The organism is Paenibacillus sp. P36, assembly GCF_045866505.1.
In the GTDB taxonomy this organism is placed as follows: domain Bacteria; phylum Bacillota; class Bacilli; order Paenibacillales; family NBRC-103111; genus Paenibacillus_E; species Paenibacillus_E chondroitinus.
The window spans coordinates 5,242,905-5,268,546 of sequence record NZ_AP038372.1; the positions used below are offsets into that span (position 1 = coordinate 5,242,905).

31 protein-coding genes and 1 tRNA gene are annotated in these 25,642 nt (G+C 45.1%); 13 read left to right on the plus strand and 19 right to left on the minus strand.

Going from position 1 to position 25,642, the window contains the following annotated elements; translation table 11 throughout:
- Positions 1-35 precede the first annotated feature (35 nt).
- Entirely contained in the window at positions 36-1,208 is a 1,173-nt protein-coding gene (locus ACKTT9_RS23665) for an MFS transporter (RefSeq protein ID WP_157321459.1), read from the minus strand.
- Between the two features lie 34 nt (positions 1,209-1,242).
- Positions 1,243-2,493: an MFS transporter gene (locus ACKTT9_RS23670; RefSeq protein WP_407867856.1), complete on the minus strand. Its 1,251-nt coding sequence runs from the start codon at positions 2,491-2,493 to the stop codon at positions 1,243-1,245.
- Positions 2,494-2,663: 170 nt separating this feature from the next.
- Here ACKTT9_RS23670 and ACKTT9_RS23675 point away from each other — a divergent pair, with 170 nt between their 5' ends.
- Positions 2,664-4,133, plus strand: coding sequence for an aminotransferase class I/II-fold pyridoxal phosphate-dependent enzyme (locus ACKTT9_RS23675; RefSeq protein ID WP_127452094.1), 1,470 nt, complete (start codon positions 2,664-2,666; stop codon positions 4,131-4,133).
- Between the two features lie 85 nt (positions 4,134-4,218).
- Positions 4,219-4,638, plus strand: a complete 420-nt coding sequence (locus ACKTT9_RS23680; protein WP_407867857.1) for a DUF1885 family protein — start codon at positions 4,219-4,221, stop codon at positions 4,636-4,638.
- Between the two features lie 135 nt (positions 4,639-4,773).
- Here ACKTT9_RS23680 and ACKTT9_RS23685 read toward each other — a convergent pair whose 3' ends face one another.
- The 3 genes from ACKTT9_RS23685 to ACKTT9_RS23695 all read right to left on the minus strand — a co-directional run bounded on the left by ACKTT9_RS23685 (position 4,774) and on the right by ACKTT9_RS23695 (position 6,772).
- Positions 4,774-5,085, minus strand: coding sequence for a DUF1292 domain-containing protein (locus ACKTT9_RS23685; protein WP_127452090.1), 312 nt, complete (start codon positions 5,083-5,085; stop codon positions 4,774-4,776).
- A 91-nt stretch (positions 5,086-5,176) separates the two neighbouring features.
- A complete protein-coding gene (locus tag ACKTT9_RS23690; RefSeq protein WP_315951327.1) occupies positions 5,177-5,797 on the minus strand; it encodes a stalk domain-containing protein in 621 nt (206 codons plus the stop codon).
- A gap of 81 nt (positions 5,798-5,878) precedes the next feature.
- Positions 5,879-6,772 (minus strand): alpha/beta hydrolase, encoded by an 894-nt coding sequence (locus ACKTT9_RS23695; RefSeq protein ID WP_407867858.1) that lies wholly within the window; start codon positions 6,770-6,772, stop codon positions 5,879-5,881.
- A 145-nt stretch (positions 6,773-6,917) separates the two neighbouring features.
- On the opposite strand from ACKTT9_RS23695, the gene ACKTT9_RS23700 reads away from it, so the two are divergent.
- Together ACKTT9_RS23700 and ACKTT9_RS23705 are read left to right on the plus strand one after the other, a co-directional pair.
- A complete protein-coding gene (locus ACKTT9_RS23700; protein WP_407867859.1) occupies positions 6,918-7,670 on the plus strand; it encodes an MBL fold metallo-hydrolase in 753 nt (250 codons plus the stop codon).
- A gap of 167 nt (positions 7,671-7,837) precedes the next feature.
- Positions 7,838-9,415 carry an ATP-binding protein gene (locus ACKTT9_RS23705; RefSeq protein WP_407867860.1) on the plus strand — a complete coding sequence of 526 codons (1,578 nt, stop codon included), beginning with the start codon at positions 7,838-7,840 and terminating at the stop codon, positions 9,413-9,415.
- 29 nt (positions 9,416-9,444) lie between these two features.
- Here ACKTT9_RS23705 and ACKTT9_RS23710 read toward each other — a convergent pair whose 3' ends face one another.
- Positions 9,445-9,882 (minus strand): GNAT family N-acetyltransferase, encoded by a 438-nt coding sequence (locus ACKTT9_RS23710; RefSeq protein ID WP_157321469.1) that lies wholly within the window; start codon positions 9,880-9,882, stop codon positions 9,445-9,447.
- 75 nt (positions 9,883-9,957) lie between these two features.
- Positions 9,958-10,419 (minus strand): divergent PAP2 family protein, encoded by a 462-nt coding sequence (locus ACKTT9_RS23715; protein WP_407867861.1) that lies wholly within the window; start codon positions 10,417-10,419, stop codon positions 9,958-9,960.
- A gap of 161 nt (positions 10,420-10,580) precedes the next feature.
- Between ACKTT9_RS23715 and ACKTT9_RS23720 the strand changes: the two genes are divergently transcribed.
- The 4 genes from ACKTT9_RS23720 to ACKTT9_RS23735 all read left to right on the plus strand — a co-directional run bounded on the left by ACKTT9_RS23720 (position 10,581) and on the right by ACKTT9_RS23735 (position 14,894).
- Positions 10,581-11,012, plus strand: coding sequence for a CBS domain-containing protein (locus tag ACKTT9_RS23720; protein WP_161405984.1), 432 nt, complete (start codon positions 10,581-10,583; stop codon positions 11,010-11,012).
- 364 nt (positions 11,013-11,376) lie between these two features.
- A complete protein-coding gene (locus tag ACKTT9_RS23725; RefSeq protein ID WP_407873101.1) occupies positions 11,377-12,687 on the plus strand; it encodes a spore germination protein in 1,311 nt (436 codons plus the stop codon).
- 42 nt (positions 12,688-12,729) lie between these two features.
- On the plus strand, positions 12,730-13,806 hold the full coding sequence (locus tag ACKTT9_RS23730) for a GerAB/ArcD/ProY family transporter (RefSeq protein WP_407867862.1): 1,077 nt from the start codon (positions 12,730-12,732) through the stop codon (positions 13,804-13,806).
- The gene (locus ACKTT9_RS23735) at positions 13,803-14,894 is read left to right on the plus strand and encodes a Ger(x)C family spore germination protein (protein WP_407867863.1); all 1,092 of its coding nucleotides are present in this window, start codon (positions 13,803-13,805) and stop codon (positions 14,892-14,894) included. The genes ACKTT9_RS23730 and ACKTT9_RS23735 overlap by 4 nt, the downstream gene beginning before the upstream one ends.
- A 338-nt stretch (positions 14,895-15,232) precedes the next feature.
- Here ACKTT9_RS23735 and ACKTT9_RS23740 read toward each other — a convergent pair whose 3' ends face one another.
- The 3 genes from ACKTT9_RS23740 to ACKTT9_RS23750 form a co-directional block, all read right to left on the minus strand.
- Positions 15,233-15,775: a hypothetical protein gene (locus ACKTT9_RS23740; protein ID WP_407867864.1), complete on the minus strand. Its 543-nt coding sequence runs from the start codon at positions 15,773-15,775 to the stop codon at positions 15,233-15,235.
- A gap of 22 nt (positions 15,776-15,797) precedes the next feature.
- Entirely contained in the window at positions 15,798-16,346 is a 549-nt protein-coding gene (locus ACKTT9_RS23745; protein WP_407867865.1) for a superoxide dismutase family protein, read from the minus strand.
- A 169-nt stretch (positions 16,347-16,515) separates the two neighbouring features.
- Complete coding sequence (locus ACKTT9_RS23750) at positions 16,516-16,842, minus strand: hypothetical protein (RefSeq protein ID WP_127452074.1); 327 nt, start codon at positions 16,840-16,842, stop codon at positions 16,516-16,518.
- Positions 16,843-17,148: 306 nt separating this feature from the next.
- Here ACKTT9_RS23750 and ACKTT9_RS23755 point away from each other — a divergent pair, with 306 nt between their 5' ends.
- The 3 genes from ACKTT9_RS23755 to ACKTT9_RS23765 all read left to right on the plus strand — a co-directional run bounded on the left by ACKTT9_RS23755 (position 17,149) and on the right by ACKTT9_RS23765 (position 18,149).
- Entirely contained in the window at positions 17,149-17,304 is a 156-nt protein-coding gene (locus ACKTT9_RS23755) for a hypothetical protein (RefSeq protein WP_157321483.1), read from the plus strand.
- Between the two features lie 143 nt (positions 17,305-17,447).
- The gene (locus ACKTT9_RS23760) at positions 17,448-17,657 is read left to right on the plus strand and encodes an alpha/beta-type small acid-soluble spore protein (RefSeq protein ID WP_127452072.1); all 210 of its coding nucleotides are present in this window, start codon (positions 17,448-17,450) and stop codon (positions 17,655-17,657) included.
- A gap of 198 nt (positions 17,658-17,855) precedes the next feature.
- Positions 17,856-18,149, plus strand: a complete 294-nt coding sequence (locus ACKTT9_RS23765; RefSeq protein WP_157321486.1) for a hypothetical protein — start codon at positions 17,856-17,858, stop codon at positions 18,147-18,149.
- A 97-nt stretch (positions 18,150-18,246) separates the two neighbouring features.
- On the opposite strand, the gene ACKTT9_RS23770 is transcribed toward ACKTT9_RS23765, so the two are convergent.
- Positions 18,247-18,441, minus strand: coding sequence for a hypothetical protein (locus tag ACKTT9_RS23770; RefSeq protein ID WP_079420361.1), 195 nt, complete (start codon positions 18,439-18,441; stop codon positions 18,247-18,249).
- Positions 18,442-18,813: 372 nt separating this feature from the next.
- Between ACKTT9_RS23770 and ACKTT9_RS23775 the strand changes: the two genes are divergently transcribed.
- A tRNA-Val gene (locus tag ACKTT9_RS23775) sits at positions 18,814-18,886 on the plus strand.
- A 67-nt stretch (positions 18,887-18,953) separates the two neighbouring features.
- Here the strand turns inward: ACKTT9_RS23775 and ACKTT9_RS23780 are convergent.
- The 6 genes from ACKTT9_RS23780 to ACKTT9_RS23805 form a co-directional block, all read right to left on the minus strand.
- Complete coding sequence (locus tag ACKTT9_RS23780; protein WP_407867866.1) at positions 18,954-19,460, minus strand: hypothetical protein; 507 nt, start codon at positions 19,458-19,460, stop codon at positions 18,954-18,956.
- A gap of 152 nt (positions 19,461-19,612) precedes the next feature.
- Positions 19,613-19,930 (minus strand): hypothetical protein, encoded by a 318-nt coding sequence (locus ACKTT9_RS23785; protein WP_127452066.1) that lies wholly within the window; start codon positions 19,928-19,930, stop codon positions 19,613-19,615.
- Between the two features lie 196 nt (positions 19,931-20,126).
- Complete coding sequence (locus tag ACKTT9_RS23790; RefSeq protein ID WP_157321493.1) at positions 20,127-20,300, minus strand: hypothetical protein; 174 nt, start codon at positions 20,298-20,300, stop codon at positions 20,127-20,129.
- A gap of 76 nt (positions 20,301-20,376) precedes the next feature.
- A complete protein-coding gene (locus ACKTT9_RS23795; protein WP_407867867.1) occupies positions 20,377-20,889 on the minus strand; it encodes a metallophosphoesterase in 513 nt (170 codons plus the stop codon).
- A gap of 19 nt (positions 20,890-20,908) precedes the next feature.
- On the minus strand, positions 20,909-22,249 hold the full coding sequence (locus ACKTT9_RS23800) for a Na+/H+ antiporter NhaC family protein (protein WP_407867868.1): 1,341 nt from the start codon (positions 22,247-22,249) through the stop codon (positions 20,909-20,911).
- An 8-nt stretch (positions 22,250-22,257) separates the two neighbouring features.
- Positions 22,258-23,109, minus strand: a complete 852-nt coding sequence (locus ACKTT9_RS23805) for an alpha/beta hydrolase family protein (protein ID WP_407867869.1) — start codon at positions 23,107-23,109, stop codon at positions 22,258-22,260.
- Positions 23,110-23,196: 87 nt separating this feature from the next.
- Here ACKTT9_RS23805 and ACKTT9_RS23810 point away from each other — a divergent pair, with 87 nt between their 5' ends.
- Positions 23,197-24,426 (plus strand): hypothetical protein, encoded by a 1,230-nt coding sequence (locus ACKTT9_RS23810; protein WP_407867870.1) that lies wholly within the window; start codon positions 23,197-23,199, stop codon positions 24,424-24,426.
- A gap of 47 nt (positions 24,427-24,473) precedes the next feature.
- Here the strand turns inward: ACKTT9_RS23810 and ACKTT9_RS23815 are convergent, their stop codons facing one another.
- Together ACKTT9_RS23815 and ACKTT9_RS23820 are read right to left on the minus strand one after the other, a co-directional pair.
- Entirely contained in the window at positions 24,474-25,208 is a 735-nt protein-coding gene (locus ACKTT9_RS23815) for a DUF1906 domain-containing protein (protein ID WP_407867871.1), read from the minus strand.
- A gap of 132 nt (positions 25,209-25,340) precedes the next feature.
- Positions 25,341-25,628 carry a DUF2277 domain-containing protein gene (locus tag ACKTT9_RS23820; RefSeq protein WP_127452054.1) on the minus strand — a complete coding sequence of 96 codons (288 nt, stop codon included), beginning with the start codon at positions 25,626-25,628 and terminating at the stop codon, positions 25,341-25,343.
- Positions 25,629-25,642: the final 14 nt, after the last annotated feature.

A 25,642-nucleotide genomic window follows, 5' to 3' on the forward strand; every position in this document is an offset into this window, starting at 1 on the left:
ACCGAGAAAGGCTAGTGTACAGCTTTTCATTTGCTCTAGGCCGTTTGCTGTTGAACGCGCGTCTGGCGGTCTACCAGCACGAAGCGCTGCAGCAGCAGAATCGCCGCCAAGCAAAGCACGCCGCCGATAATAAACGGCAAGGAATGCGCGATGGCGAACACCGCTCCGCCAAGCAATGGGCCGGCGATGCGGCCCAGGCTGTCCATGGAGGAGCTGAGGCCCGTCGCGACGCCTTGACCGACTTTCGTGCGCTGCGTAATCAGCGACGTCACACAAGGCCGTATCAGCGCGTTCCCCGCGCCGAATACGGACAAGTAAATCGCAGCGGTGACTACGCTGCTGGAGTACAGCAGCAGGAAGAAGCCAGCTGCTGAGAGCAATAAGCCGATGCCGATCACTTTCTGCTCGGCACCCTGCTTGACCAGGCGGCGAACGACACCGCCTTGGATCAACGCGCCGACGATGCCGCTGGCAAGGAACATCATGCCGATATCAAATGGCGTTGCGCCGATTTTGTCCATTTGATAATACTGAAGTGTCGCTTCTAAGCCGGCTAGTGTAAACGAAACGAAAAAGGATAAGACATACAGATACTTAGAAGCTCCGGAGAATGCGGTCCATCGAGAAGGGGCTTTCTCCTTCACCGAAGATCGCTTATTTGCCGGCAGCGATTCCGATAGGATCGCAAAAGCAAATAGGAACGAGGCGAACGCCAGGATCGAAGCTGCGAAGAAAGGTACATAAGTGCCCCAGCGGCTTAAAATACCTCCAAGCGCCGGTCCGAAGATAAAACCTAAGCCGATCGACATGCCCACCATGCCCATGCCTTTCGTCCGATTCTCGGCCGTTGTAATGTCCGCCACGTAAGCGACAGCACATGCTGTGGCAGCACCTGAGAATAAGCCCCCCAAGATACGTGACACGTACATGACCCACAGATGCCCATTGGCAAATCCGAAAATCAAAAAGCTGATACTAAAACCTAGCAAGCCAATCAAGATGATAGGTCTGCGTCCAATGCGGTCCGACACGGCGCCCCATATCGGAGACATCAGAAAGGAAGCCGCAGAATAGACCGATAGCAACAACGCGTTATGATACTCAGAGCCGGCTCCTTTGACAACTTCCGGCAGGATGGGAATGATAATGCCAAACCCTACGAAAATGGTCATCAACAACAACATGATGATTCCAATCTGTTTATTCATGATGCTTATGAGCCTCCAAACCAAACATTTTTCCTTATCGTACCATACCTTTTTTGGGGATGGAAATGAACATTTGAAGAACAAGTAACAGTACGAGGACTGAACCGCTCATCAAGAAAGGCGCATGATAGCCATATACATCCCAGAGCTTGCCGGAAACAATCGGGCCGACGATCATACCGAGCCCTTCAATCGTCAGGAAAAACCCCCATACGGCCCCTCTTTTCTCAGGCGGTATCGCCGAAGCAATCAATGCATTCCAGGAAGGTATGATGAACGCATAACCGATTCCAAGCAGGGCTACCAATACATACAGTATGGTCATAGACTTGGCATATGTAAACAGCAGCAGCGCTGCGGCGCTAATCGTAAATCCCGCTATCAAAAACGGACGTATGCCTCGGCGATCCACCCATTTCCCCATCGGAACTAAACAAATGACCGTGACGGCTCCTCCGGCAATCAAAAACATACTGTATTCGAAGGAGGAAAGCTTTAACACCTCTTTGGCATACAGTGTCAAAATCGGTGTCAATATGCCGAGAGCAAACGTCTGTGCGAACATCGCGGGAAACATCAGCGGACTAACAGACAGCGATCGCTTTACTTCACTCAGATAAATTGAAATTCGCTGAGCAATCGGTGCTTTCTGTATTTTAGCGTGGGTCAAGACCTTTTCCGTCGCCACATCCGCAGTTGAACTCTTCCTAGGCAGCATCAGCGCTACCAGCACTACAATCGTCATGCAAGCTATTAATAAGCGAAATGCCGTGCTGTAATGATTTTCGCCTACAAAAAAGTTGATCGCCACCGGACCCAGTCCGACACCTGATAACCATGCCATGTAAACGACGCTCATAATCGTCGCTTTGCCATCCTCTCCCGCCACTTCTGTCGTACCTGTAATTACACAGGGCCACAGCGGGGCTGTCCCAAAGCCAAGCAGCGCACAGCCGACTATCATCCATATATATTGCGACGTCGTCGCCATCAGGATTACGGAAATAAAGGTCAAGAGCACACCTGTAAGCATGGTTGTACGGTAACCGAGTTTATCAATAATCCAGCCAACAGGCGTGCGCAGCACATTATCACCGATATATTGCGCCGCAAGCGTCCACCCGATAATAAACGCGGATGCGCCAAGCCCTGTTTTCATATACACCGGCAATATGGTAATGAGCAGTGCACCCTTCACAAATTCGACGATAAACATAATAATTAACAATTCGATCACAAATGGGGAAAACAACTGGTTTTTCCGCCATTTTTGCCTCAAAATCATGCGATTTCTCCTTATTTGGCCGTATTTTAACAAGTGTTGTTAGTTTTTCCCCAATTTGCACAAACTATTTTCAAAAAATTAGCTTGCATGAAATCTCTAGTTTGATATACTCATTTTGTTTGTTGCAACTTTCGACAAGCAATCCACGATAGAAGGGAAGCGATAATCAGGTGGATCATACCCGTACCCCCCTGTTCAATGCATTGCTCAAGCATGCTGAAAGAAATCCGATTCAATTTCACATTCCTGGCCACAAAAAAGGAGTCGGCATGGACCCGGAGTTTCGTTCCTTTATTGGAGACAACGCCCTGTCCATCGACCTCATCAATATAGCACCGCTGGATGATCTCCATCAACCGATGGGTGTCATTGAGGAAGCCCAGAAGCTGGCTGCGGACGCCTATGGCGCCGACCATACGTTTTTCTCCGTACAAGGAACAAGCGGAGCCATCATGACGATGATTATGACCGTCTGCTCCGAGGGCGATAAAATTATCGTTCCGCGAAACGTACATAAATCCGTACTTGCAGCGATTATATTCGTAGGCGCTAAGCCGGTGTTTATTCAACCAGCTCGTGACAAGAACTTAGGAATCGACCACGGTATTCCGACTCGTTCTGTCCGCAGAGCGCTCGAGAAGCATCCCGACGCCAAAGCCGTCTTGGTCATCAACCCGACTTACTATGGCGTATGCACGAATTTAAAAGAGATCGTTGATCTGGTACACAGCTATAACATGCCGGTCCTTGTTGATGAAGCGCATGGCGTGCTCATTCATTTCCATGACAAACTGCCGATGTCCGCTATGGAAGCAGGCGCCGATATGGCCGCGACTAGCGTTCATAAGCTAGGCGGATCCATGACGCAAAGCTCCGTCTTGAACGTAAAAGGAAATCGCGTAAATCCGAAGCGGATTCAAACGATTATCTCTATGCTTACGACGACTTCAACGTCCTATATCTTACTAGCTTCTCTAGATACAGCCCGCAGGCACTTGGCTTTGAACGGGTATGAAATGGCGGAACGTACGATCGCCCTTGCTCAGTATGCTAGAAAGCAAATTAATGAAATCGAGAACCTCTACTGTTTTGGAGAAGAAATTCTCGGCGAAGAAGCGACTTTCACTTATGATCCGACGAAAATATGTGTCCACGTGCGAAAGCTCGGCGTCACAGGCTTCGAAGTCGAGAACTGGCTGCGCGAGCACTACAATATCGAAGTCGAAATGAGCGATATGTACAACATTCTCTGCCTCATTACGCCTGGTGATACGCCTGAGAACATTGAGACTCTACTAGAAGCTCTGCGCAAACTCTCGCATATGAATGACGATGTTGTTGAAGTCAAAGAGGTTGTCATTAAAGTTCCTGCTATTCCTCAATTAACGTTGACACCGCGTGACGCTTTCTATGGCGAGACCGAAATTCTGCCGTTCAAAGATTCCGCCGACCGGATCATCGCTGAGTTCATCTATGTTTATCCACCGGGGATTCCGATTTTGCTTCCAGGTGAAGTCATCACACAAGAGCTTATTGATTACATCGTCGAGCATGTTGAGGTTGGACTTCCTGTCAAAGGCCCTGAGGACCGCAGCGTTCAAAACGTCAAAGTTATCGTTGAGACACAGGCGATATTCTAAGCCTTTAACTGATAGGTATATATTGTAAAACCGTTTACATGATGCTATGATGTTGGTGATGTTTAGCGAATGAGGTGAACAAGGAATGGCTCAAAGCGCTTATATTAAATTCGTAAATGGCTCCCAAGTACCCGCACTCACCTTGGATGAACTCAAGGACAGGCTTTTGCATTACCGTGAGCAGCTCAGTCTGACAGCCAAGCAGCTTGGCTGGGAATATGACGAGGCCGGATTCCCTTATACCATTGAGACGAAGCCGGAAGGCGAAGGCAAATGGTTCTATCTGAAGGGTATCAATCCTTTATACAAATATATCGTGATTGGTGTCGGCAGCGAGAAGGTTCAAGAGGAAGACCGGCATTATGTTCAAGTCGTATTGCCTGACGACGCCACTCATGGCGACAAGAGCAAAGGCAATGAGTTCTGCAAATACCTTGGCAAACTGTTGAAAGCTGAACTTCATCTATTTAATGGCAGAATCATGTACTTCAATCCTCGAAAATGACATTTTACACGAACGGGGCTGTCCCAAATGGTTCATTCAAACCATTAGGACAGCCCCGTTTCATAATAAATAGTGAAAGGGCTGCCCTTCAGTAGATAAACTACTGACTGGACAGCCCTTTCTTATGTATAGCTCTTATTCTTCGCCTTCTTGAGCTACGATCTCATTGTAAATGGTCACTACGCGTTCCCATTCTTCTTCATCCTCAATGTTGACTAGGAATGCATCGTCGCCGTCTTCCTCAACACGGAAAATGACGCCGTCCGCTTCAGGATCATTGCGATCAAGCAATACCGCATAAGCTTGCTCTTGAGATTGGAAGGTATACACCATGACCATCTCATGCTCTTCACCGTTCTCGTCCGTTACGATAAAAACATCTTCCCCATGCTCGTGATCGTGGTCACAGTCCGGGCCGTGTACATGATCGTGCTTCTCATCGCTCACAGGCAGAACCTCATTTCGTCGAATAATTAGTTACGTCATTATCCTAACATTTTCATATTCAGAGGTCAAACCACTTTCTTGCGAGCTTATCCTATTCGGATTGGATCTGCTTCTCGGATACGACGGAATAATCGCTAGCACCTGTCGCTTGCATCGCAAATTTCACAACATAAGTGCCTGCTTCGTCAAAAGAAACGCCATACAAAGGCACCTTCAGCCAGAAAGACTCTTTGGAATCCGTGATGGCTTTCACAACAGGTGTAACCACACTTTTGCCGCTTGGCGATACGATGGAAACTTTGACAGAGGAAATGCTTGTTTTCAAATTATCCACTTGTGCAAACACAATAAAATCCGCTTGCTTCCCGCGCTCAACGACGCCAAATGGAACGATGGCTGAGTCTTTCCGCACTTCTGTTGTAAAGAACAAGTGTACGTTCGGTTTGTACAAATAGGCCGTCTTATTGGTGTTATCCCATTTCACCAGCGCTTGCAAGGCATCGCTAACCGCACGTAAAGGTAAAACGGTGCTGCCATCAACGATAAGAGGCGGAACATCCGAATCCCCGAACTCCGATGTCGTATCGTTGACGACCAGTCGGGCAATGTTAAATCCCTTATAATCCCCCCATATCGATGAGGCCACCACTGCAGCCGTACTTAGAACAAAAAACACCAGCATCAACGTAAATATCCGCTGAACAACTTTCATTTTGAATAACCTCCAGCTCTCGTTAGTAAACTTTATGTCTGCATCTTTATACTCCGAAGGTTAAAAAGAGTTGCGATGATTTTATAATTTTGATAAAAATGATAGAACGCGTTGGTTGTACGCCTCCGGCTGCATGCTATAAGACCCGACATGCCCCGCTTTTTGTGTGAGCCATAGCTCAAAAACGTCTGGATGCCGACGCCACATCCCTTCACTATTTGACCACGGAATCGCATCGTCATCTTTGCTGTGTATGAAAAGAATCGGCCTCGGATAAATGTGATCAACGGCCGCAAGCGCATCTACATGCCGGGGATTAATCCCTATCAGCCTTGGCAAAATGCCCAAAATCAAAGGCGTGAACGGAAACCTTGGCAGTTTCGACCACACCGGCAAGTTATCTCGCAAGTATGGGCTTAGCTGGCTAAAAGCACTATCTGTAATCACCCCAGCAACGGAGGATTCTTCCGCTGCAGCTAAAAGTGACGTGCTTCCTCCCATCGAGAAGCCCAGCAAGCAAATTTTACTAGGGACATGCTCCCGCACCCACTGAATAGCCCCCAACAAATCTTGCTTCTCCAAATATCCGACAGTCGTCAAGCTGCCTTCCGAATTGCCCGAATTGCGAAAATCAAACATAAGCACATGATAGCCGTCATCAACGATCGCCTTCGTTAAAGCAAGCGCCGGCAGCCCCTTTTCCAGTCGTGTACCCGCATATCCATGCGACATAATGACCGTCGTTGCCAACTCCCCTTGGGGTGCGGAAGGCGATTTGAAAAACCATCCATCCAGTGCAACGTCCTGCGATTGGCTCGGAAATGCAATATCCTGCTTCTGCAAGCCATACTGCTCAGGAAACTCATCGACGATTTTTCGTTTCGGATGTGTTAACTGCCAACCTACATAGGTAGAAATACCCACCATAATCAAGCCAATCGTCACGATCAGCGCTCCAATTAAATACCAAATCATCCCAATATCATCACCTTAAATGAAATAAACTTATGTATACATCGTACTTTAAGCTTATACGCCATACATATAATGGTTGAAATCGAACAACCTCCCATGCTACATTAGAAAAAGATGTTTTTTGTCGAAAAATGGGGGCGGCTGAATGAGTTTGCAAATTCAAATGTTGGGAACCGGCAGTGCTTTTGCCAAAACATTTTATAATACAAGCGCATTAATCCGTTCAAACGAAAGAAATCTACTCATCGACTGTGGCTCAACAACGCCAAGATCGCTTTACGACATACAGCTACAGCCCGATCAAATCGATGGCATCGTGATTTCACACATTCATGCCGATCACGTTGGCGGATTGGAAGAAATGGCTTTCCGCTTATTATATGAAAGCAACCAGAAGAAAACAAAGCTCTACCTGACTCAAGCAATTGCAGATACGTTGTGGGAAAACACTTTGAAAGGCGGCATGTATAATCCGGAAGAGGGCTATCATTCCCTCGAGGATTATTTTGACGTCATTGTGATTGAGGAACAAGTGCCTGTTGCCATAGGCCCTGGTTTAACCATTGAACTTGTGCCCACACTTCATATTTCCAGCAAGCCCAGCTACTCGCTTTTTATCAACGACCGAATCTTCTATAGTGCGGATGTCCGCTTCAGTGAAGAGCTGCTTATTCACGAAGTTGCCGTCAAAAGAAACTGCCATACGATCTTTCATGATTGTCAGTTAAGCGGCCAAGGTTTCATCCATGCTACACTTGACGAATTGCTTACGTTACCTGAGCATATTCAGCAGCGGATCTATCTCATGCATTATGCCGACAATATGAGCGATTACATTGGCAAAACCGGCCATATGCGGTTTGCCGCCCAGCACGAAATTATTGATCTTCCAGAATAATTATCATCATGGAACCTTAGGAATTCAACCCCCTGAAGGTTCTTTTTTCGCGAAAATCCGTGTTTATTTCCTATTCTTTTTGCCTGAAAGCAGGATTTGGGTAAGAGACAGAGAACATGTCACAAGAGTGGTTATTCTGGACATCGTAATTTGCAGGAGATGATACTTTGATAATCAATTGGATTCTTTTTGCTTACGCATTTGTTTTTATGCTATATACGACAGTTCTCCACACTTCCATCAACACTCCTTTACAAATCCTTCTCGTTTTACTGTACTTGATAAGCTTACGTATTCCATTAAAACATGCAGGAATGCCATGGCTTCGACTACTGATCATTGGCTTTTTACATTACATAGGTCATATAAACTTGATCTTCCCTCTATACATACTAACGCTGCTTTACGATATTTATACAGAAGAAAATCGCAAAAAATCGTGGGTCCTGTCCACCTCCTACGCACTTATTTTTTTAGGCAATGTTTATCTTATTAAAGGGCTATATGACTTGCTATGGATTTATGCGATTGAATGCTTGCTGCATTTCACAACGGTTGCATTGCTTACGAAAGCAACCTATTCCACGCTCAAACAAGCTGATCGATTGAAAAAGGAACGTTACTTATTTACGCAGCAAGATTCGCTAACAGGCCTTTACAATTATGAAGAGTCCCATCGCCGTCTTGAGCAGCTCATTCGTCAGAAACAGGGTTTGGTCCTGATTCTGATCGACTGCACGGATTTGAAATCGATGAATACGACCCGCGGTTTTCAGGCTGGAAACTTTATCTTGAAGCAGATGGCGGAGCTTCTCCAAATCTTGTTTAAAGATGCGCTCTTTATAGCGAGATACGGCGGTGATGAATTCGCAGTCGTTATGCCGCTAGTAGCTGACCAATCAGCCACCTCTTCTTTAAAACTAAAGCTGGACTCCGAACTGCCTAAACTGACTGGCATCCAAATTACATACGGGATTGCTTCCTATCCGCTGGATGGCTTGACGAAAGATGATCTGATCTTGTTAGCTGAGAATAATTTATTTACGAAGAAACGGGAGTCTTGGCTAAAACGTGAGGAGCATATGCTTCGATCCGATAAGCTAAGGGTAATCGGCGAATTGGCTTCCGGTATGGCTCACGAAATACGGAACCCGCTTACAACGGTCAAAGGATTTCTGCAAATCTCCAAAGCAAACGGTTACAATATAGAAAATTGGTACAGCTTGATTATGGAAGAAATTGATCGCATGAGTGATTTAACCGGTGAATTCCTGCAATTCTCCAAGCCTCATAGCATCGATTTTCGCATCTACTCCTTGCACGAGTGTGTGCTCAGGGTCATTGCGCTGATGGAGTCGGAAGCAACCCGATTCGGCCATCAAATTCATTACAAAGAAGCGACGGAGCCCGTCCTTGTTTTGATGGATCAGGATAAAATGATTCAATTGCTCCTCAATCTCGTAAAAAATGCCTGCGAAGCCATGGAAGAAAACGGTGTCGTACACATGCAATTAACGTCTGATGCCAAAAGCGTGACTGTGGTCATTGCCGATAATGGTCCAGGGATTCCGAATGAACAGTTGGAGAAGATTTTCCACCCTTTCTTCACGACCAAAGAATCCGGCACAGGGCTTGGTTTATCGATCTGCTACAAAATCGTGCAAGATCACCAAGGAACGCTGGAGGTCGAAAGCGAGCTTGGAACTGGCACACGATTCATCATTACTTTCCCATTAGCGCAATAACATCGTTATAGCAAAAAAAGCCGCTGTAGTTACAGCGGCTTTTTCATTCTTACGTGCAGAATGCCTGCGTCGTAGAATGGTTCTGTCGAGATGACATGATAACCCAATTGACTATAAAAACCTTCAGCCTGACACTGCGCATCTAGAATTGATGACGTGCAGTTCAATTCGCGGGCTTGCTGCTCCATAGCCAGAATGATTTGCTTGCCGAGGGATTGGCCTCTATATTCTTTCAAAACAGCTACACGCTGCAATTTGGCGGTTTGGGGCTGATATTCATACCAACGGGCTGCGGCTACCGGTTGTTCACCGTCTAGAATAAGAAAATGATGGCTGGCTTCCGGCGATTCATCCTTTTCGTCCATCTCCAAATGTTCAGGCACTTGCTGCTCGTCTACAAATACTTTGAAACGAACCTTAAAGCAATCTTTCAGTTGATCATGACTAGTAACGCGAATGATTTCCATGTGGACTTTCTTCCTTTCAATGAATATTCCTTGATCTTATCTCATTCAAGAAAGGATGTCCACACGCGTCAAAGCCTACCTCTTTTTCTCCAACAAATAGCTCGAAGCCCCGATGGCTACCCCCAAAATCGCACCGCCCAAAACTTCCCGCGGCAAATGCCCCAACCTCTCCTTCAAAGCTTTCCGTCTGCGAGCATGATATAAACCCGGATGCTGCTTAGCTAACCGCTCTACCTGCACATCAATTTCATTCACTTCTACGGCAATCTCCCCAGCTGCATGACGAACTCCCATGGCGTCGTACATGACGACAGCGCCAAACACCGAGGTAATGGCAAAATCAACGGCCGAGAGCCCTCTTTTCATAGCGATATAAGTAGCTAAAGCCGACACACCCGCGGAGTGTGAACTGGGCATTCCACCGGTTTGAATGAGTTGCGACCAATCCCACTTCTTCGTTGTCATATAAGTAAGAGGCATTTTTATCGCCTGTGCGGTACCGATTCCTAGCAATGCTGTTATAAGCGCTCTATTCATTCTGCTCACCTCTCTTGTAGCATCCATCACAGGTTTAGATTCTATTCGTAAATTTTGATACAATAGGAGTGTTAGCTTACGAAGAAAGTTTTCCTGCGAAAAACTCCAAGCCTTTGCTAGCGACGTCAGTTTTCTTATGAAAACTCTAAGGAGTGTGAATGATGAATATCGCTTTTTTCCTTTTACCGAAATCCGAGGTTATTACAACAACATTACAAACAACGCTTCGTCAGACACTTGAGCGTATGGAATATCACCGTTATACCGCGGTACCGATATTATCCGACGATGGTCATTATGTAGGGACCGTCACCGAAGGCGATTTGTTATGGTTTTTGAAAAATTCGGAAGGCGTATCGTTTGAGAATGCGCACCGACATTTACTGTCTGAGGTTCCGCTGCGCGTGCAGAATAAACCGGTTCATATCCATGCAGACATGGTGGATCTCATTGATTTAGCCAAAGTGCAAAACTTCGTGCCGATTGTTGATGATTCTGATAAATTCATCGGCATTGTGCGAAGAAGCGAAATCATTGAATATTGTGCGAAGCAAGTTGTGTTCAAATCCCCCTCCGCTGCAGGAGAGAGATAGTCACAGCATTCCTGACTTGCCCTTTTTCCACCCTCATCCATATTATCCAAAATCGCGACACTGTGGTCCTTTGGTCCACGCAATGGAATCTCGGAAGATCGGGTCCGTTCCTCCCAGGAACGGATCACCCTCTTCCCCCGCTGCCATGTCTCATTACGCATTCCCTCCCCTCTAGCTTTTTCTTATTACCCAAGCAGAAACGCTCCTCCCACCAGAAAAAACAGCGCCACCCCCTGTAATTTCAAGTTTATCTTCTTCGTTTCCTGAATCAGCCAGTTTCCCTTAAGTCATGGATAGGGTCAGCCTTCCAGAGACAGACTAAGAGGAAAACTTTGCTTGGAAAGGAAGGGTATCCTTGAATCCAATGAGCCAGGACAAGCAATGGCTGCTAGATAAACTTGGCCCTTCCGACGACTTGGAGCATCGCATGATGCAATCCAATCATATTCAGGCTGAAATTTTATTTATTACCAATATTTGTGACAGCAGCTTGATCCGGGATGAGATCATTCAACCCTTTTTCCAAATGAAACAGGAAGCTGAGTATGAAAATTATTTACTTTCTTTTCCAGGCTGCAATCGACCCGCTTCCAATGTTGATGCATTGAACAAAATTACTTCAGGCCATGTCGCCATTATGCTCAGAGAGCGCATATTGCTCTTCAATGCCGCACAAATAAAAGCAGCCGCACTAAGCGATGCTCAAGTGGAAGCAACGATTCAAGGACCGCAAACGGGCTTTAGCGAGCACATTGATACAAATATCAACCTGATCCGCTTCCGCTATCAGAACAACTCCTTGCGCGTGGAGTGCCTGGAGCTTGGACGGTTGTCCAAATCCAGACTGTGTATCATGTACGATGATTTGCAGGTCGACCATCAGGTGCTTGACCAAGTAAGAAGAAAGATTGATGAAATTAAAGTTGACACTTTGCAATCGACTAGTGAGCTTACCCAACTTTTGAACAAACAAAAGTTTTCGATCTTTCCCACCTTCCTGACGACAGAACGTCCCGACAGAACCATTCTAAATCTCTCACAAGGAAAAATTATCTTAATGCTCGAAGGAACGCCATTCGTTCTGATTCTGCCTGTCGTGTTTTATGATTTCTACTCGGCGATGGATGATAACTATCAGCTTTCTTTAGTTAGTTATTTTCTACTCATCTTACGCTACATTGCCTTATTCCTAAGTTTGATTTTACCTGCAGCCTATGTCGCGCTTACTGCCTATAATCCGGAAATATTCCGGGTCCAGGTTGCGCTGTCCATTGCCGGGAGCCGGGCTTCTGTGCCTTATCCGGCGTATGTCGAAGTCTTGCTCATGTTGATCCTGATGGAGCTATTATTGGAAGCAAGCATCCGTTTGCCGAAGTCCGTAGGGTCCACAGCGACTACCGTTGGCGGATTAATTCTGGGACAAGCCGCTACTTCCGCAGGCTTAATCAGCAACATCATGATCATCATTGTATCGACGGTGGCGATCTCCAATTTTGTCGTCCCCATCAATTCAATGAGCTTCGCCATGAGAATCATGAAATATCCACTTGTCCTGCTGGCATCCATGTTAGGCATCACTGGCGTCGTACTTGGACTCATTGGCATGACAGCCTATTTGTCGAATTTAAGAAGCTTTGGCGTTCCTTATTTACGCTTATTTTTCTACCGAAAATAAAGCGAGTCCTACGAGTCTTACTTGAGTGGGGTGATTGCACCGATGGTCCGTTATTTTTACTATTTGGTTTTATTAAATATGCTGGCGAATATCATCCTTTTCGTGCCTCGCATTCTGCTCTCACACAGATTTGAAGGAAGTATGCTGTCGTTGGTTTTGTCCATACCGATCGGTTTCACCCTCTTGTATATTTTCGTCAAATCAATTGCGAAGTTCCCCGGACAGGGTTTCCCGGAAATATTAAAACAACACGCGCCGCGATGGGTGCGTATTCCTATTTTGATCTATTTCATTGTCATCTGGTATTTGGCCGGGATGATCACGCTGATTGCTTTTAGCGAGATCACAAAAAAGTATATTAATCCCGATATTTCGTCGATGTTAATCGTTCTGGCTTTCGTCATTGTTGTCGGTATGATTGCCCGTTTGAAATCGGAATCCGTTCTTTTTTGCATGGAAATCTTACTGGTTACCAATGTCCCCGTTATTGTATGGGTCTTGTATAAAGCCGTAACGAACGAAGCCATGCATTATGATGCTTGTTTTGAAATTGCCACTCATATTCTGAATAGGCCAACATGGGACTCCATATCCGCTGGCACCTACATTTTCACAGGGTATACGAATTTAGTTATCTTCAACAGGCTTCTTAAACCGAATAAAAAAATCCCTTTACTCTGGACAATCCCGATTGTTGGCACTTGTGTTTTGTTAACGAGCTTTCTGATTCCTGTGGGCTACCATGGAACAATGGCCGTGAATACTTATATTTACCCTTGGATTTCAACCTCAGATTCTATGCGGGTAGAATTTGGTTTAGTCGAAAGGGTCTTATTTATTTTCATGCTGCTGTACACCAATATTAGCTTGGCCGGTTCCTTTATCCATTGGCATGTAGGGATTGAATTTTTTAAAGAGCTGATTCCTAGTCAGAAAGAAAAAAGCTACTTCACTTGGGCTGTAATAGCCCTTATGGGAGGGGCTACGTTTCTCCTCAGCTACTTTTTCAACGACAACTCCTTATTCGATTTTGGCACTGTTTATTTAAATGTAAGGCTGGCTTCTGAAATTGCCTTGGTGATGATCATCGTTATTTTTGCCAGGAGGAAATTGGCGTGAAGAAATGGCTCTTCATCCTGCTGCTCTTGTGCCTGTGCGGAGGGTGCGGCTTCAAGGATATTGACAAACGATTTTTCGTTGTTTCCATTGGCATTGATAAATCTGAACATAAAGATATGAAATATCGGATATCGCTTAAACTAGCCGTTCCTGGAAATAGTCTTGATAATAGTTCCGCGCAATACGAATTGATCGCGCAGGATGCCAACTCCATCACTGAAGCTGTTCGATTGCTGAAGTCTAAGGTCGACAAAGAACTGGATTTCGGTCATGCCAAAATTATTATTTTTGGCTATCCGTTTCTGAAGGAAAATGGCATCAATGAATTGGATTGGCTCAATCGCCGCAGAGATATCCAACTCGTGTCCTGGGTTGCTGTCGGACAACCTTCAGCAGAAGCCGTATTGGGAACAAAAATATCCCATGAGAGGATGCCTGGCAACTCTTTGCTGCTAAGCTTTGGGAAGACGGGGGTAGAATCGGGTTATGTGGTTTCCGAGTACCTATTCAACTTTTATCGCAAAAAAAAAGAACTAGGATTAGATCCCATTCTCTCCATTGTGGAATCGGCTAACAATCATTTTACGATTAACACTGCCGTCCTTTTTGATAAGGAGAATGTAAAGCTTACACTAAACTCGAATGAAACACGACTTTTTAATATTATGAAAGCAAGTATAAACAAAGTTGAAATTGAAGCGCCCTTCCAGGATTCGAAATTTTTCGTTTCGGTGGATAACATTAATTCAAAATATTCCATTCGCATTCCCAAAAATGGACCTCCATATGTCGATATGCACATCAAAATGAGAGGTGTCATTGAAGAGTCGGCATCCGGTCCCCTCGAAATCAATCAGCTTTCGCAATATGAGGCGGCTGTTTGCCAATCCTCTGAAGAAAAAATAGTGCGGCTTTTGAAAAAATTTCGAGACAACAACCTGGATCCTCTTGGCTTCGGATTAAAGTATCGATCGCGTCACTTTGGAACAGTAGAAGAGGAGTGGCGTACATGGCAAGCCCTTTATCCCGAATTGGAGTTCCGCGTCGGGGTCGAAATGAAGCTCGAAGGGGTCGGCGTGATCAAATAATGTTCGGCTCTGCGAGTCCCTTCAACCTTAGCTGTATTCCCTTGATTAGACATCCATTTATGTAATTGATCAGGCTGAATTCCGAGTTGATTCATCAGATGATGAATATCTATTTCTCTCATACACTACACCCCATCTATGGTTTGTCTCTTTACGTTTAACTCTTCTTTACTTTATCGGTCAGACTCGATTATGTAAATAAGTGCATATTGTCGAATCGCCTAAAGAATCAATAAAACGCGTCATTGAAAAAACAAACGAAAAGCGTTTGGTTTCGACAAAAAACCAAAAAGAGCTGCACGGGCAGCTCTTTTTTTGGGGTGATGATCTCTTTTATGTTATTGCAGCTGTCCATTCGAAGAGGCTTTGGATGAGACAAATTCGCTAGCCCAATCGACCATGCCGTTCATTAACGTCAATATCAAATTGACAGCGTCCTTCTCTGTTAATGTCCCGTTGTTGGACTGGCTGCTGACATACTGGGATGTTTTTTGTTCCAGCTTTTCAACCAAATCCTTAATTTTCAATAGTTCATTGGCTAAATCTGAGACTTGCTGGCCGTTAGCGCCATTTTGTCCGGCTTGCTGACCTTGGCCTTGGCCCTGACCTTGAGATTGTCCTTGAGATTGTCCTTGAGCCTGTCCCTGATCTTGTCCTTGTCCTTGGGCCTGACTTTGAGCTTGATCCTGGTTCTGTCCTTGATCTTCACCCTGATCTTGCGATTGACCGGAATTCGAAGCTTGCTGCTGATTTTGGCCACCTTGCGAGCTTTGGGATCCGCCTAACAACATTTTCTTTACCTGTTCGAGCTCAATTAGCACCAAGTCGTTCTGTTTGGTGAGTTCATCCATCTGCAGTTTGAGATCCTGTGTTTTGATCATGTTGTCATGAATGCTCCTTCCTTTATTTCACGGCACCGCAGGCAATTCGTTTACCAGAATTTCCAGATGGATCGGTCTTCAAATCATCCGCTTTCTCATGAATGACGAGAGAGGTTCCACCTGGCTTAAATAGCGAATTTGGCTTGTCAGGAAGCAGCACCACGGATTTGGTGACCGTACTCAAACGGCCATTTCCCTGCTCATCTACGACCAAGTTAGGAAGGTCCCCAGCATGCGCACCTTTGGGATTAAGAAAGCCATGCTCTTTATGCATCGGGTTAAAATGAGCACCTGCCGAATCAAATGTCGGCGCATCGCAAGCCGCTTTTTCATGAATATGAAAACCATGGGCACCAGGCGTTAGTCCGCTTACTTGCAGATCAATTTGTACTCCCTCTGGAGCGGCTGCCAGCTGCGCCTTTCCAACCGTTTGTCCACTTGCCCCAATTAATGTAACCTCTAGAGGTGCCGTAGAGCCAGCTTCTGCTGTCGCCGTACTTTTCACGCTTTGACAGCCTGTCAGCACGAGCAGCCCCAAACTCACAGTCACAACAATTTTTAATGATTTCATGACGTATCTTCGTCCTCCCGAAAACTTAGCATTTTACATAATCTACCCTTAGGATGCACAACTGACTTCTGCTGTAACCGTATAACAAAAATAAAATTTTCATCTATGCTCAGAAATAGTAAAAAACCCGCAATCATCCGATCGCAGGTTTCTCATCATTTATTTCCCCTTATAGAATGGTCATCAGTTTGGCTATAATTTGTAGATTTTCAAGCTTTCGCTTGTAAAAATGGAACTCTACCTTCGTATGCTCGACGGCATCTTCCATTCTTAACACTTGCTGCTGCAAATCTTTCGTATAAGGCCACATTTCAGCTTGGCGCTGCTGTTCATTTTTCCCCGTCACCAATCCGTCACCTATGACCTCACATTCCTTCGTCAATAGTTCGTGTTTGGCCCAACTCAGCTCAGATACGGCATCCACATAGATCGCTTCTGCTTGCTTGAGCAGCTCAGGGACTAACTGTAATTCCAAAATAACATCCGACCGGTTCATTCGGACTCCTCCTAAGAGTTTTCGTAAGAAAACTATCTTTATAGCGTAGCTCAGCTTAGTCAATCATAAACTTTCGCTGCTTGCCTCATGTATATTCATAGAAAAATAAAACATGCTCATTAGAGAAATCCAGCGAAAATAAGTCATTTAGGCACAAAAAACGAGTTTCCTCGCCACTCCATTTTAGCAGGATTTGACAAACGAATTAAGGTTTCATTAAATCTATGCATAGCCCTCTAAACCCTCTTGTAGGGCCTGATAGAAGCGGATAGAATGATATTATACATAACCGAGGAGGTGAAATGCATGAGCCAAGAAGAAGAAGTTGTATCCCAAAATGAAGAAGAAATCGCTGAAGAGTCCACTGAAGAAGTAGTGAACGAAGAGGCGGCTGAAGAAGTTGCAGAGGCTAGTCAAGAAGCTGCAGCGGCTGAAGAAAGCGTGGAATCCGAAGAGGAATAATTGATCCTTATTTTAAAATATATCCTCCCCCAGCCAACCGGTTGGGGGTTTATTGATGATATAGATATTTTTATTTTTTTGCGTATAAATTTTCTGAACATTCAAATAATACTGGTGTACCATAAAAAAGGAGATGATTTTGAATGGCTAGTAACAACACTTTAGTCGTACAACAAGCAAAAGCAGCATTGGATCAACTGAAGTTTGAAGTCGCTCAGGAAATTGGTGTCCCTCTCTCCCCTACTGGCTACAACGGTAACTTGGCAACTCGTGATGCTGGCGCGATCGGCGGAAACATCACGAAGCGTTTGGTACAAATCGCAGAACAACAACTTTCCAGCTTCAAACGTTAATCTTTTGATGTAGACGCAAACTCCAAAAGACTGATTTCACTCGATCCTCCTTAGAGTGACTGTCAGTCTTTTTTCTATTTCTTCAATATTGTCATCTGTTCCTTCGATATCCTCACGAGTTTTCGTTCGCATATTCTATTCAGATTACCTCTCTAGTATGATGGCTTTATCCCTTATACACGAATGGAGAGGTAAACCATGACTGAACAACAATATGAAATTTTCCGTGATCCGTACCGCATGCTTATTCTATTGGCGACATTAGTATCCGAACAAAAAGGTGAAAAAACGCTTCAGTTTGACAACGTACCCTACTTTGAGAATGACACCTTCCTCATCCAACACGGCAAATTTATTTACAAAAAAGCGCAAACAGAAATCACCTGGTTTCAATTCCTGGGAAGAGACATTGCCTGCAACAAAGACTACACCCGCGAGGAATATAACAAAATGTTCGTTGATTGCCTGGCCTCGCTCTACAATCTTGCCTAGTACATACAAAAGCATAGGATTCAGTGTAAGAATCCGTTAAATTAAAAAGCGCTGTTTAGAAGAATGAATCCTCCTAGACAGCGCTTTTTACCATAAGTTACTTCTTCTTCACTTCTTCTACAAACACATCGCTTGCATCGCGATTACTACCGAGCTCAAGAATCGTATATTTCTTATCGCCAATCATAATCACATCTTCCACTTCAGGAAGCGGATCGCCCAAATATACGGTACCTAGATATACATTACTGCTTTTTAAACGCAAATTCCATCGATGCTGCTGCTTCGTCATTCCTGTTCCTCCCAAACTCTAATGACACCAAGTTACCATAAATCCCGCTAATATGAAAGTCCTATATCAAAGCGCTGACTTTTTTGATATATTAATGACATGATTGAGCGGAAAGGTTGACTAATCCATGACAATGCAAGGCGTAACCGACGATGAACTGTCCATCCTGCTGGGGAAAGGTCATACAGCAACTTTAGAAACTTCAACAAACGAATTCTCCTTCATGCCCAGGTCCAAAAAGAAGCGTAAAACTTACCATCTCCTCACCAAGCTTTTTCGATTTTGGCGCAATTAATCCGTTTACAAAATAACCAACTTATATATTGACATGCTTGAGAATTCTTGGTATATTACTAATTGTCTTCACAAAACGACTTGTTAGCTCAGCTGGGAGAGCACTATCTTGACAGGGTAGGGGTCAGTGGTTCGAGCCCACTACAGGTCATACAGAGAAAGTCCTTACATGGTAAGGGCTTTTTTTATGCTTACTAAAACATCTATTACATTTCAATTCATCGACTCACACACTTCTCAATCAAATGCCCAATAATCGCCAAAGAAATCCCCATTACAATACCAGAAAAAACAGGACTTATTAAAAATGCCCAATGCAGCCCGAAAAACATACCAAAAACGAGCCCAGTAAAAAAGCCCATATTATGTGCTAGTTTTTCAGGCTTTGGAACTCCTTCTGCTTCTAGCTTAGCATTCATGACCTTTGCCGTATTATACGCATGCCAGATGTTGAACGCGTAAACGGAGGGATAGAACAACCCCCATCCCATATTGACAATCTCGGAAGACTCTTGCAATTTCCCAGTAAACGAGTAGTAAATAGACCAGTTTAATTTAGACAAAATATTAAAGACAATTTCAGAAGCGAGTAAGATGATACCGATAAAATATTCACGGACATAGAGTTGCCCGAATCCTGGCAAACATAATGACCAAAGTGCAGCAGCGTAAGGGGACTTGTACACGGGTTCTTGATAAAATTTTTGTTGATTTTTATAGAACATCTTGTACCACCTTGTACTTTCTGATATTCAGACAGTATTCCCAAATTATGTGATTGTATAAATTATCTCGAGTAACCCCTATCGCTGATAATCCATTACAACAAAAAAACACTTGAATAAATTCAAGTGCTCTTTCTATAATATTTCAAATATTAACGGACGAACTTTTCAAAAACCTGTTCAAATTCTTCCTTTGTTTGAGCTTGTTTATAGAGAAATACGCCATTTACATCTCGAATCTCTTGTTCATCAAGGCCGATACTTTCATAGAGGTTAACGATATCGCTGGGTGGGCCTTCAACAATGATATCCATGCCCTTCTGTTTCGGAGAGATGATATAGGCCATTTTATTTTTAGGTGAAAACGTATGAAACAATAGATAATTTCCTTTGCGCGTTAAATAATCAAGCTTTTCAGGATAAAATTTCTTAGTTCCACAAGGCAATTTATACGATGACATTTGAGGCATGATCCAAATCTCCTTAAGCATAATTTTATTGGAGCCAGAGGCACGGCTACTTCCGAAAACTTACATGGATTTACTCTTCAAATTATTGTACGACTTACCACCTGCATTTTCAAATGCTTCTTAATCCATTGTAAAAAAAGCACCCGAATGATCAATGATCATTAGTGCTTTTTGTCGATAGAATCGATTGCATGATTCAATGATTTCGTTCCAGTTCCTCCTGCTGTGCGTGAAGCTTGTTTTTTATATCATCGATTTTCGTTTCAAGCCAATCTTTCGTATACACTTTAAGTAGTGCGTCTTTTGAAGTGTCTATGGCCATCAAAATGACTTCGATATCGGCTTCACTCAGCTTGTCATTCGTTAACATAAAATCAACCTCCTCGAACAATTAATCTCATTATTCCCACCTTTTATACACCTTCATACTTGTCCTTCAAGCGCCATTATGCCTGTTCCTCATCCACCACAACCGAATCGCGAATCTGTTCAAAAGACACCGGCGTATAGTCTAATTGTTCTACACTCACATTGTAATATTGACGTCCCTCATATTTCTGACCATGAATATGCCCATGAACATTCAAATATGGCATCTGTTTGTTCATATACATAGGCTCATGGGAAAGGAAGAAGAAATTCATATAAATAAGTGGATACTCACTTACTTCATCAAATCCAGCATCAAGCCACCAGGTCCTCGGTCTACCCCGATCATGATTGCCCAGGATGAGGATTTTATACCCGTTCAGCTGGGAAACAATGGCCTGAGTGCGCTCTTTATTTAAAAAAGAAAAGTCGCCTAAATGAAAAACTTTGTCTTCTTTACGAACGACAGCATTCCACTTTGCTATCATGGCTTCTGTCATTTCGTCAACATCTGCAAAAGGCCTGTTTTCGAAGTCAATGATGTTTTTATGGCCGAAATGGTGATCTGAAATAAAATAAGTTGTAGGCATCTTGCAACTCCCCTTCAATTCAATTTCCGACGGCTCTGCCACGACGCCCCCACCCATATGACCAAATCAAGGTACATAGTGGCAAAGCCCAAAGAAATGGCGCATAACGAATATAATGTTCGACTGGTACTCCTACAATGGTTCCACATACAATAGCGAGCATATTCCAAGGAATCATAGCAGCTAAAATGAGGCTAGAGTCTGCAACAACTCTGGCAAGCTGGCTGCGCGGGAAGCGTTCCTCCCAAAAGGGCAGCAAACTCCTGCCTGTCATCATGATCGGGAGGGTTTGTGTACACGAAACTAGGCCAAGTCCTAGGCCAAATAAGCCGGTTCGAATGGTAGCTGTGAATAAAGATGTGGAGCTTCCTCCCAACAACTTTTGCATATAGGCCTGTAAAACACGATTTTCCTCTAAAATCCCGTTAAACGCTCCCGCGAGTGCAATAAGTACAATTAATTCAACCATACTGGACAATCCTTTGGTTTGCAGCGAATCAAAAGTCATGGAGTGGTAACCAAACCACATCGCATGCAGCCATTCCTCCCAAGTGACTCCTTGAAAAATCAGGCCAATTCCGATTGCACTCGCGATGGAAAGGAGAAATCCGTTTCTTGTTTTAAATCTGAGCAAAATCGAAAACAGTAAAAGCAGCACAGGCACTAACAACCAAATGCTGTAGTTAAAACCGGAGCCAAATTGCTGACTGAGCACATTGTTTTCCTCTTGATGCCACTTCCCTCTCATGTCGCAAAACAAGAAAAATGCGAGGCTAATACCTCCAGCCCCAATCGTAGTTGGCAGCAAGGCTTTAAATAAATCTTTGACAGAAACACCTGTGGAAGATGCCACCAGACGATTCGCACTGGAGAAAGGCGAAGTCCTATCGCCGACAAAAGCGCCCGAAACTAATGCGCCTGCAACCATCGGCAATGGAATTTGAAGCAGCACAGCAAGACCGATTAGCGGGATTCCGACCGAGCTCAGCGTCCCCGTGGAAGTGCCCAGCAGCATGGAAATGCACACGGAAAGAGCAAACGAAAATGTAAGAAAATAGCTGGGATCCACGATGCGAAGTCCTAAATCGATCATATAGGGAATAGTCCCGCTAGCGGTCCATGTAGGGATAACAACGCCAACCAATGCAAGAATCCACATCACTTCTTTGGTATGCTTGACGCCCTCCCCCATGCTTCGCAGAATGCCTCTGAATGCAGCTCCGCTTTGCCATACGATGACGACCAATGTGATGAGTCCAAATGAAAAACCAATCGCCAAGGCGATATGCAGCACATATGCGGCAGCGAGTCCAATAATGGTAATAAGTATCGTTACGCCAAGTTGTCTATTCGTTAACATGTGTCTTTTTATCCTAACATTTCTCGAATGGTTTGAAGAGTCTCTTGAATGGCTTGCTTCAGCGCTTGGGACTCTCCTTGATAAGGATGAACCGAGCCAAAGGTATGATTGCCCTCAGGAATTCGGATCCATTGAATAGATGAGTTTTGCTCGACCATCTGTCGTGAGCCTCGAATAAGCCTTTCGCTATCCTCAGTTCCTTGAATTAAAGCAATTGGAAACGCAGCGCCGCTAATTCTGCCCATTATATTGAATCGCTCGCTGTTACTCTCCATGTCTTCAAGGATTTCAAGATCTAACGGCATATTTTGTTTTGTACGACCGTTCAACGTATACGATCTTCCCGCTGTGCGCATCTCATTTTTATTATCCTCCGTCAACAGATCAACATTCGAAATGCCATTCCAGCTGATAACACCCGCAATTTGATCGGGATGATCAAGCGCATAGATGAGGCATACCCCCGCCCCTCTGCTGTGGCCCAAAAGCAAAATCGGTTTCTCTCCGGCACCAGTACCAGCACCAGCAAGCTGTTCATTTCGCAGAATTTCCTCCACAACGGCTTCCAAATCTTCAAGATCTCTGGAATATGTATCGCGCGCGAACTTCTCCAGCTCTGTAAATTCAAGCAGATCCTCTCCAACACCATTGTGAGAGAAATTGATGGCCATGACATTTACATCCATAGATAATGATTGCGCTGCGTGCGGAAACATCCCCCAGTTTTTAAAACCTTTGTATCCATGACAAATGATCAAGGTCCCCAGAGCCGGCCCAGACGCTGCTTCATAGAAATCACCTCTCACAATCCGATCCTCTGTTATATGAAACTCAAATGCTTTACCTTCACTTGGTTGCATGAGATAACCTCCCTTTCCTAAGTACTGCTATATTTTAACACAGATGCCATTCGGGCAGCAGAGGACGATGAATTTGTTCATAAATTTATGGCAATTAGTAAAAACTTGACTATGGCGTTTCATCCTGCTGTTCAAATGTGGACCGCTACTAAAATCAATTCAGGAGGAAGCTTATCTATGCATCATGCCCGAGCAACCCGCTTGCTCCGAACGATGATCTGCACCTTGTTGCTTTCTGTGATGTCCATTAGTTTGTTTGGTCCATTCGGCCAACATTCCTATGGTCAAGTCCTCAGCTATCAAGAAACGACGAATACGACTACTTTTCAGTTGGTTGTCCAAGCCTCTCCACATGCCGCCTACCGATCAGAATCATCTTTTGAAAATAAAAAATTACAGCGAGAGCTTGAGCAACTACAGACAGGCGCTTCGTACACCGAGCCTTTACCGCCGGATACCACTCTTATTTATCATCAAAAAGGGCAGACGCAACATTACGGCGTCACGGAAAATGGGGAATTGGTTGATCCGATGACCAAATCCATTTATGCAGTGTCGCCGGGCGTGCAAGAAGGGCTTCGCACGCAAGTTCAAGCGCTTAGAGCTCAGCACTATGGCGAAATCCTGACCTGGGAAGACGCAAGCGCCGTCATCCCCAAATATAGTAAATTCACGATAACCGACGTGGAAAGTGGGCTTAGCTTTGAAGGACAGCGCCGCGCGGGTTCCAGCCACGCGGATGTGCAACCGCTGACGAAGACCGACTCTGCGACGCTCAAAACCATCTATGGCGGCGCCTGGAGCTGGGACCGCAAAGCGGTCCTCGTGAAGTTTAACGGCCGCACGCTGGCCGGCTCCATGCACGGCATGCCGCATGGCGGAGACGGGATTCCCGGAAATGACTTCAACGGTCATTTCTGTATTCACTTCCTCGGGAGCGTGACGCATGGCTCCCACTCCTCCGATCCGGCGCACCAGGTCATGGTGCACCGCGCGGCAGGCTTGCTGACATCCTACATCAGCAAGCTTTCGCCTTGGGCGCTGATCGACGTCTGGATCAGCGGCGCCAACCAAGGTGACCTGCAGCTGCTGCAGGTCACCACAGGGCAAGAGCAGGCGGTGCATGTGCGAAGCATGCGCCGCCTGTCCAAGTTCCCGGAGCGGGACGTGTCCCAGCTCCTTGAGTTTGAGGCTGCGGTCGACGTTACGGTTACACCGGCACGTGCTTCCGCGCCTGCGCACAGGCGTGTGCTCTTTCGGCTCGAAAGAGCATCGCTTGATTCGCGCTGGTACATTCGCAGCGCTGTCATGCAATGACAAAAGCCCGCTAACTCTCATTAACGAGAGTTAACGGGCTTTACATTTTACTCCAGCGGCTGGCCAGACGCCTTGCGCAGTTCATTCGCCAAGCGATTGAATTCCGCTCGGGCCGGAAGCGAAGTTGTCGCCATATAACCGGCAGACAGAAAAGGGATGATGACATTGGCATCATGCGTTGTAAGTGGATAGTTCACTGGTGTCAGTGTATTCCACCAGCCTTCACTGCCATAGGATTCGTCATGATCTATTTGGATACCATTCTCGGAAACATCATTCAAATATTGATAAATGTTAATGAATGTGGATTTTTTACCGCCGCTCCATGCGTAGGTCTGCCAAAATCTCGAGCAAGCACCTGCTTGCTTCACAGCTTCCATAACCGCATACGACCCATATACCCCGGTGGTATACTCCGGAGTCGCTTCACTTGCTGCTTGAATGTACGCAATGACCGTAGCCATTTGAGCGCTAGTCGCGTCAAAATCGACAGCAAAATAGATACAGCTTCCTGCGGGCTGTCCCAGCTGATGAGCCACCTGTACCGCGGTAGCGCCGTCAGCCAATCCTGCATTTCTACCACCAAGAGCCCGGTTTGCCGTAGTTTCGAAAACAGATACGATGTCCAAACCTGCTTGGCTGATTCGTTCCGCTTCACTTTTCGTTAAAGCCTTATACCCGCTCGGGACGAGATATCTGGCCACAAACGAGTAGCCATCTCTGACGAAAGCTGCGGCGGTTTGCGCCGTTAAAGGCGTTGAGCAATCAAAACCTTTGGTCACTTTCTATCACCTAATTTCTACTAGTTTGTTACATCATATGCTCGTAGACAATAGATTGCTACCTTCAAATGAGTTGCTAATGAAAGGAAAGCAACAAAAAGGCTCTTACCTAAGAAGGTAAAAGCCTTTTTATTAAGACTCCAGTTTTTTTACGGTTCCGAATCGTTTGGCGTTTCTAGCACGTGCACGCTCGATTTCGATTTCTCGATTGCGCGGCTCCGCAGTAGTGACGAGTGAATCCATTAATTGACGTGCAGCTAGCGCAACTTCAGTAACCGCTCGGTTAAAAGCTTCCTCATTTGCCTTGGATGGCGCGGTAAAACCCGAAATTTTCCTAACAAATTGTAAAGAGGCCGCCTGAATCTCAGCATCTGTAGCAACGGGGTTGAAGTTAAAAAGCGGCTTAATATTTCGGCACATAACAAGCAGCTCCT

Excerpts from the sequence above, each read along its gene's own strand:
- ACKTT9_RS23745 (WP_407867865.1), bottom strand. The coding sequence starts at position 16,346 with ATGAAATCATTAAAAATTGTTGTGACTGTGAGTTTGGGGCTGCTCGTG.
- ACKTT9_RS23785 (WP_127452066.1), bottom strand. The coding sequence starts at position 19,930 with ATGCCTCAAATGTCATCGTATAAATTGCCTTGTGGAACTAAGAAATTT.
- ACKTT9_RS23810 (WP_407867870.1), top strand. The coding sequence starts at position 23,197 with ATGGCAATTAGTAAAAACTTGACTATGGCGTTTCATCCTGCTGTTCAA.
- ACKTT9_RS23795 (WP_407867867.1), bottom strand. The coding sequence starts at position 20,889 with ATGCCTACAACTTATTTTATTTCAGATCACCATTTCGGCCATAAAAAC.
- ACKTT9_RS23680 (WP_407867857.1), top strand. The coding sequence starts at position 4,219 with ATGGCTCAAAGCGCTTATATTAAATTCGTAAATGGCTCCCAAGTACCC.
- ACKTT9_RS23800 (WP_407867868.1), bottom strand. The coding sequence starts at position 22,249 with ATGTTAACGAATAGACAACTTGGCGTAACGATACTTATTACCATTATT.
- ACKTT9_RS23665 (WP_157321459.1), bottom strand. The coding sequence starts at position 1,208 with ATGAATAAACAGATTGGAATCATCATGTTGTTGTTGATGACCATTTTC.
- ACKTT9_RS23700 (WP_407867859.1), top strand. The coding sequence starts at position 6,918 with ATGAGTTTGCAAATTCAAATGTTGGGAACCGGCAGTGCTTTTGCCAAA.
- ACKTT9_RS23780 (WP_407867866.1), bottom strand. The coding sequence starts at position 19,460 with ATGTTCTATAAAAATCAACAAAAATTTTATCAAGAACCCGTGTACAAG.
- ACKTT9_RS23695 (WP_407867858.1), bottom strand. The coding sequence starts at position 6,772 with ATGATTTGGTATTTAATTGGAGCGCTGATCGTGACGATTGGCTTGATT.
- ACKTT9_RS23740 (WP_407867864.1), bottom strand. The coding sequence starts at position 15,775 with ATGATCAAAACACAGGATCTCAAACTGCAGATGGATGAACTCACCAAA.
- ACKTT9_RS23670 (WP_407867856.1), bottom strand. The coding sequence starts at position 2,493 with ATGATTTTGAGGCAAAAATGGCGGAAAAACCAGTTGTTTTCCCCATTT.
- ACKTT9_RS23760 (WP_127452072.1), top strand. The coding sequence starts at position 17,448 with ATGGCTAGTAACAACACTTTAGTCGTACAACAAGCAAAAGCAGCATTG.
- ACKTT9_RS23750 (WP_127452074.1), bottom strand. The coding sequence starts at position 16,842 with ATGAACCGGTCGGATGTTATTTTGGAATTACAGTTAGTCCCTGAGCTG.
- ACKTT9_RS23770 (WP_079420361.1), bottom strand. The coding sequence starts at position 18,441 with ATGACGAAGCAGCAGCATCGATGGAATTTGCGTTTAAAAAGCAGTAAT.
- ACKTT9_RS23765 (WP_157321486.1), top strand. The coding sequence starts at position 17,856 with ATGACTGAACAACAATATGAAATTTTCCGTGATCCGTACCGCATGCTT.
- ACKTT9_RS23715 (WP_407867861.1), bottom strand. The coding sequence starts at position 10,419 with ATGAATAGAGCGCTTATAACAGCATTGCTAGGAATCGGTACCGCACAG.
- ACKTT9_RS23720 (WP_161405984.1), top strand. The coding sequence starts at position 10,581 with ATGAATATCGCTTTTTTCCTTTTACCGAAATCCGAGGTTATTACAACA.
- ACKTT9_RS23710 (WP_157321469.1), bottom strand. The coding sequence starts at position 9,882 with ATGGAAATCATTCGCGTTACTAGTCATGATCAACTGAAAGATTGCTTT.
- ACKTT9_RS23805 (WP_407867869.1), bottom strand. The coding sequence starts at position 23,109 with ATGCAACCAAGTGAAGGTAAAGCATTTGAGTTTCATATAACAGAGGAT.
- ACKTT9_RS23730 (WP_407867862.1), top strand. The coding sequence starts at position 12,730 with ATGGTCCGTTATTTTTACTATTTGGTTTTATTAAATATGCTGGCGAAT.
- ACKTT9_RS23790 (WP_157321493.1), bottom strand. The coding sequence starts at position 20,300 with ATGTTAACGAATGACAAGCTGAGTGAAGCCGATATCGAAGTCATTTTG.
- ACKTT9_RS23725 (WP_407873101.1), top strand. The coding sequence starts at position 11,377 with ATGAGCCAGGACAAGCAATGGCTGCTAGATAAACTTGGCCCTTCCGAC.
- ACKTT9_RS23820 (WP_127452054.1), bottom strand. The coding sequence starts at position 25,628 with ATGTGCCGAAATATTAAGCCGCTTTTTAACTTCAACCCCGTTGCTACA.
- ACKTT9_RS23690 (WP_315951327.1), bottom strand. The coding sequence starts at position 5,797 with ATGAAAGTTGTTCAGCGGATATTTACGTTGATGCTGGTGTTTTTTGTT.
- ACKTT9_RS23755 (WP_157321483.1), top strand. The coding sequence starts at position 17,149 with ATGAGCCAAGAAGAAGAAGTTGTATCCCAAAATGAAGAAGAAATCGCT.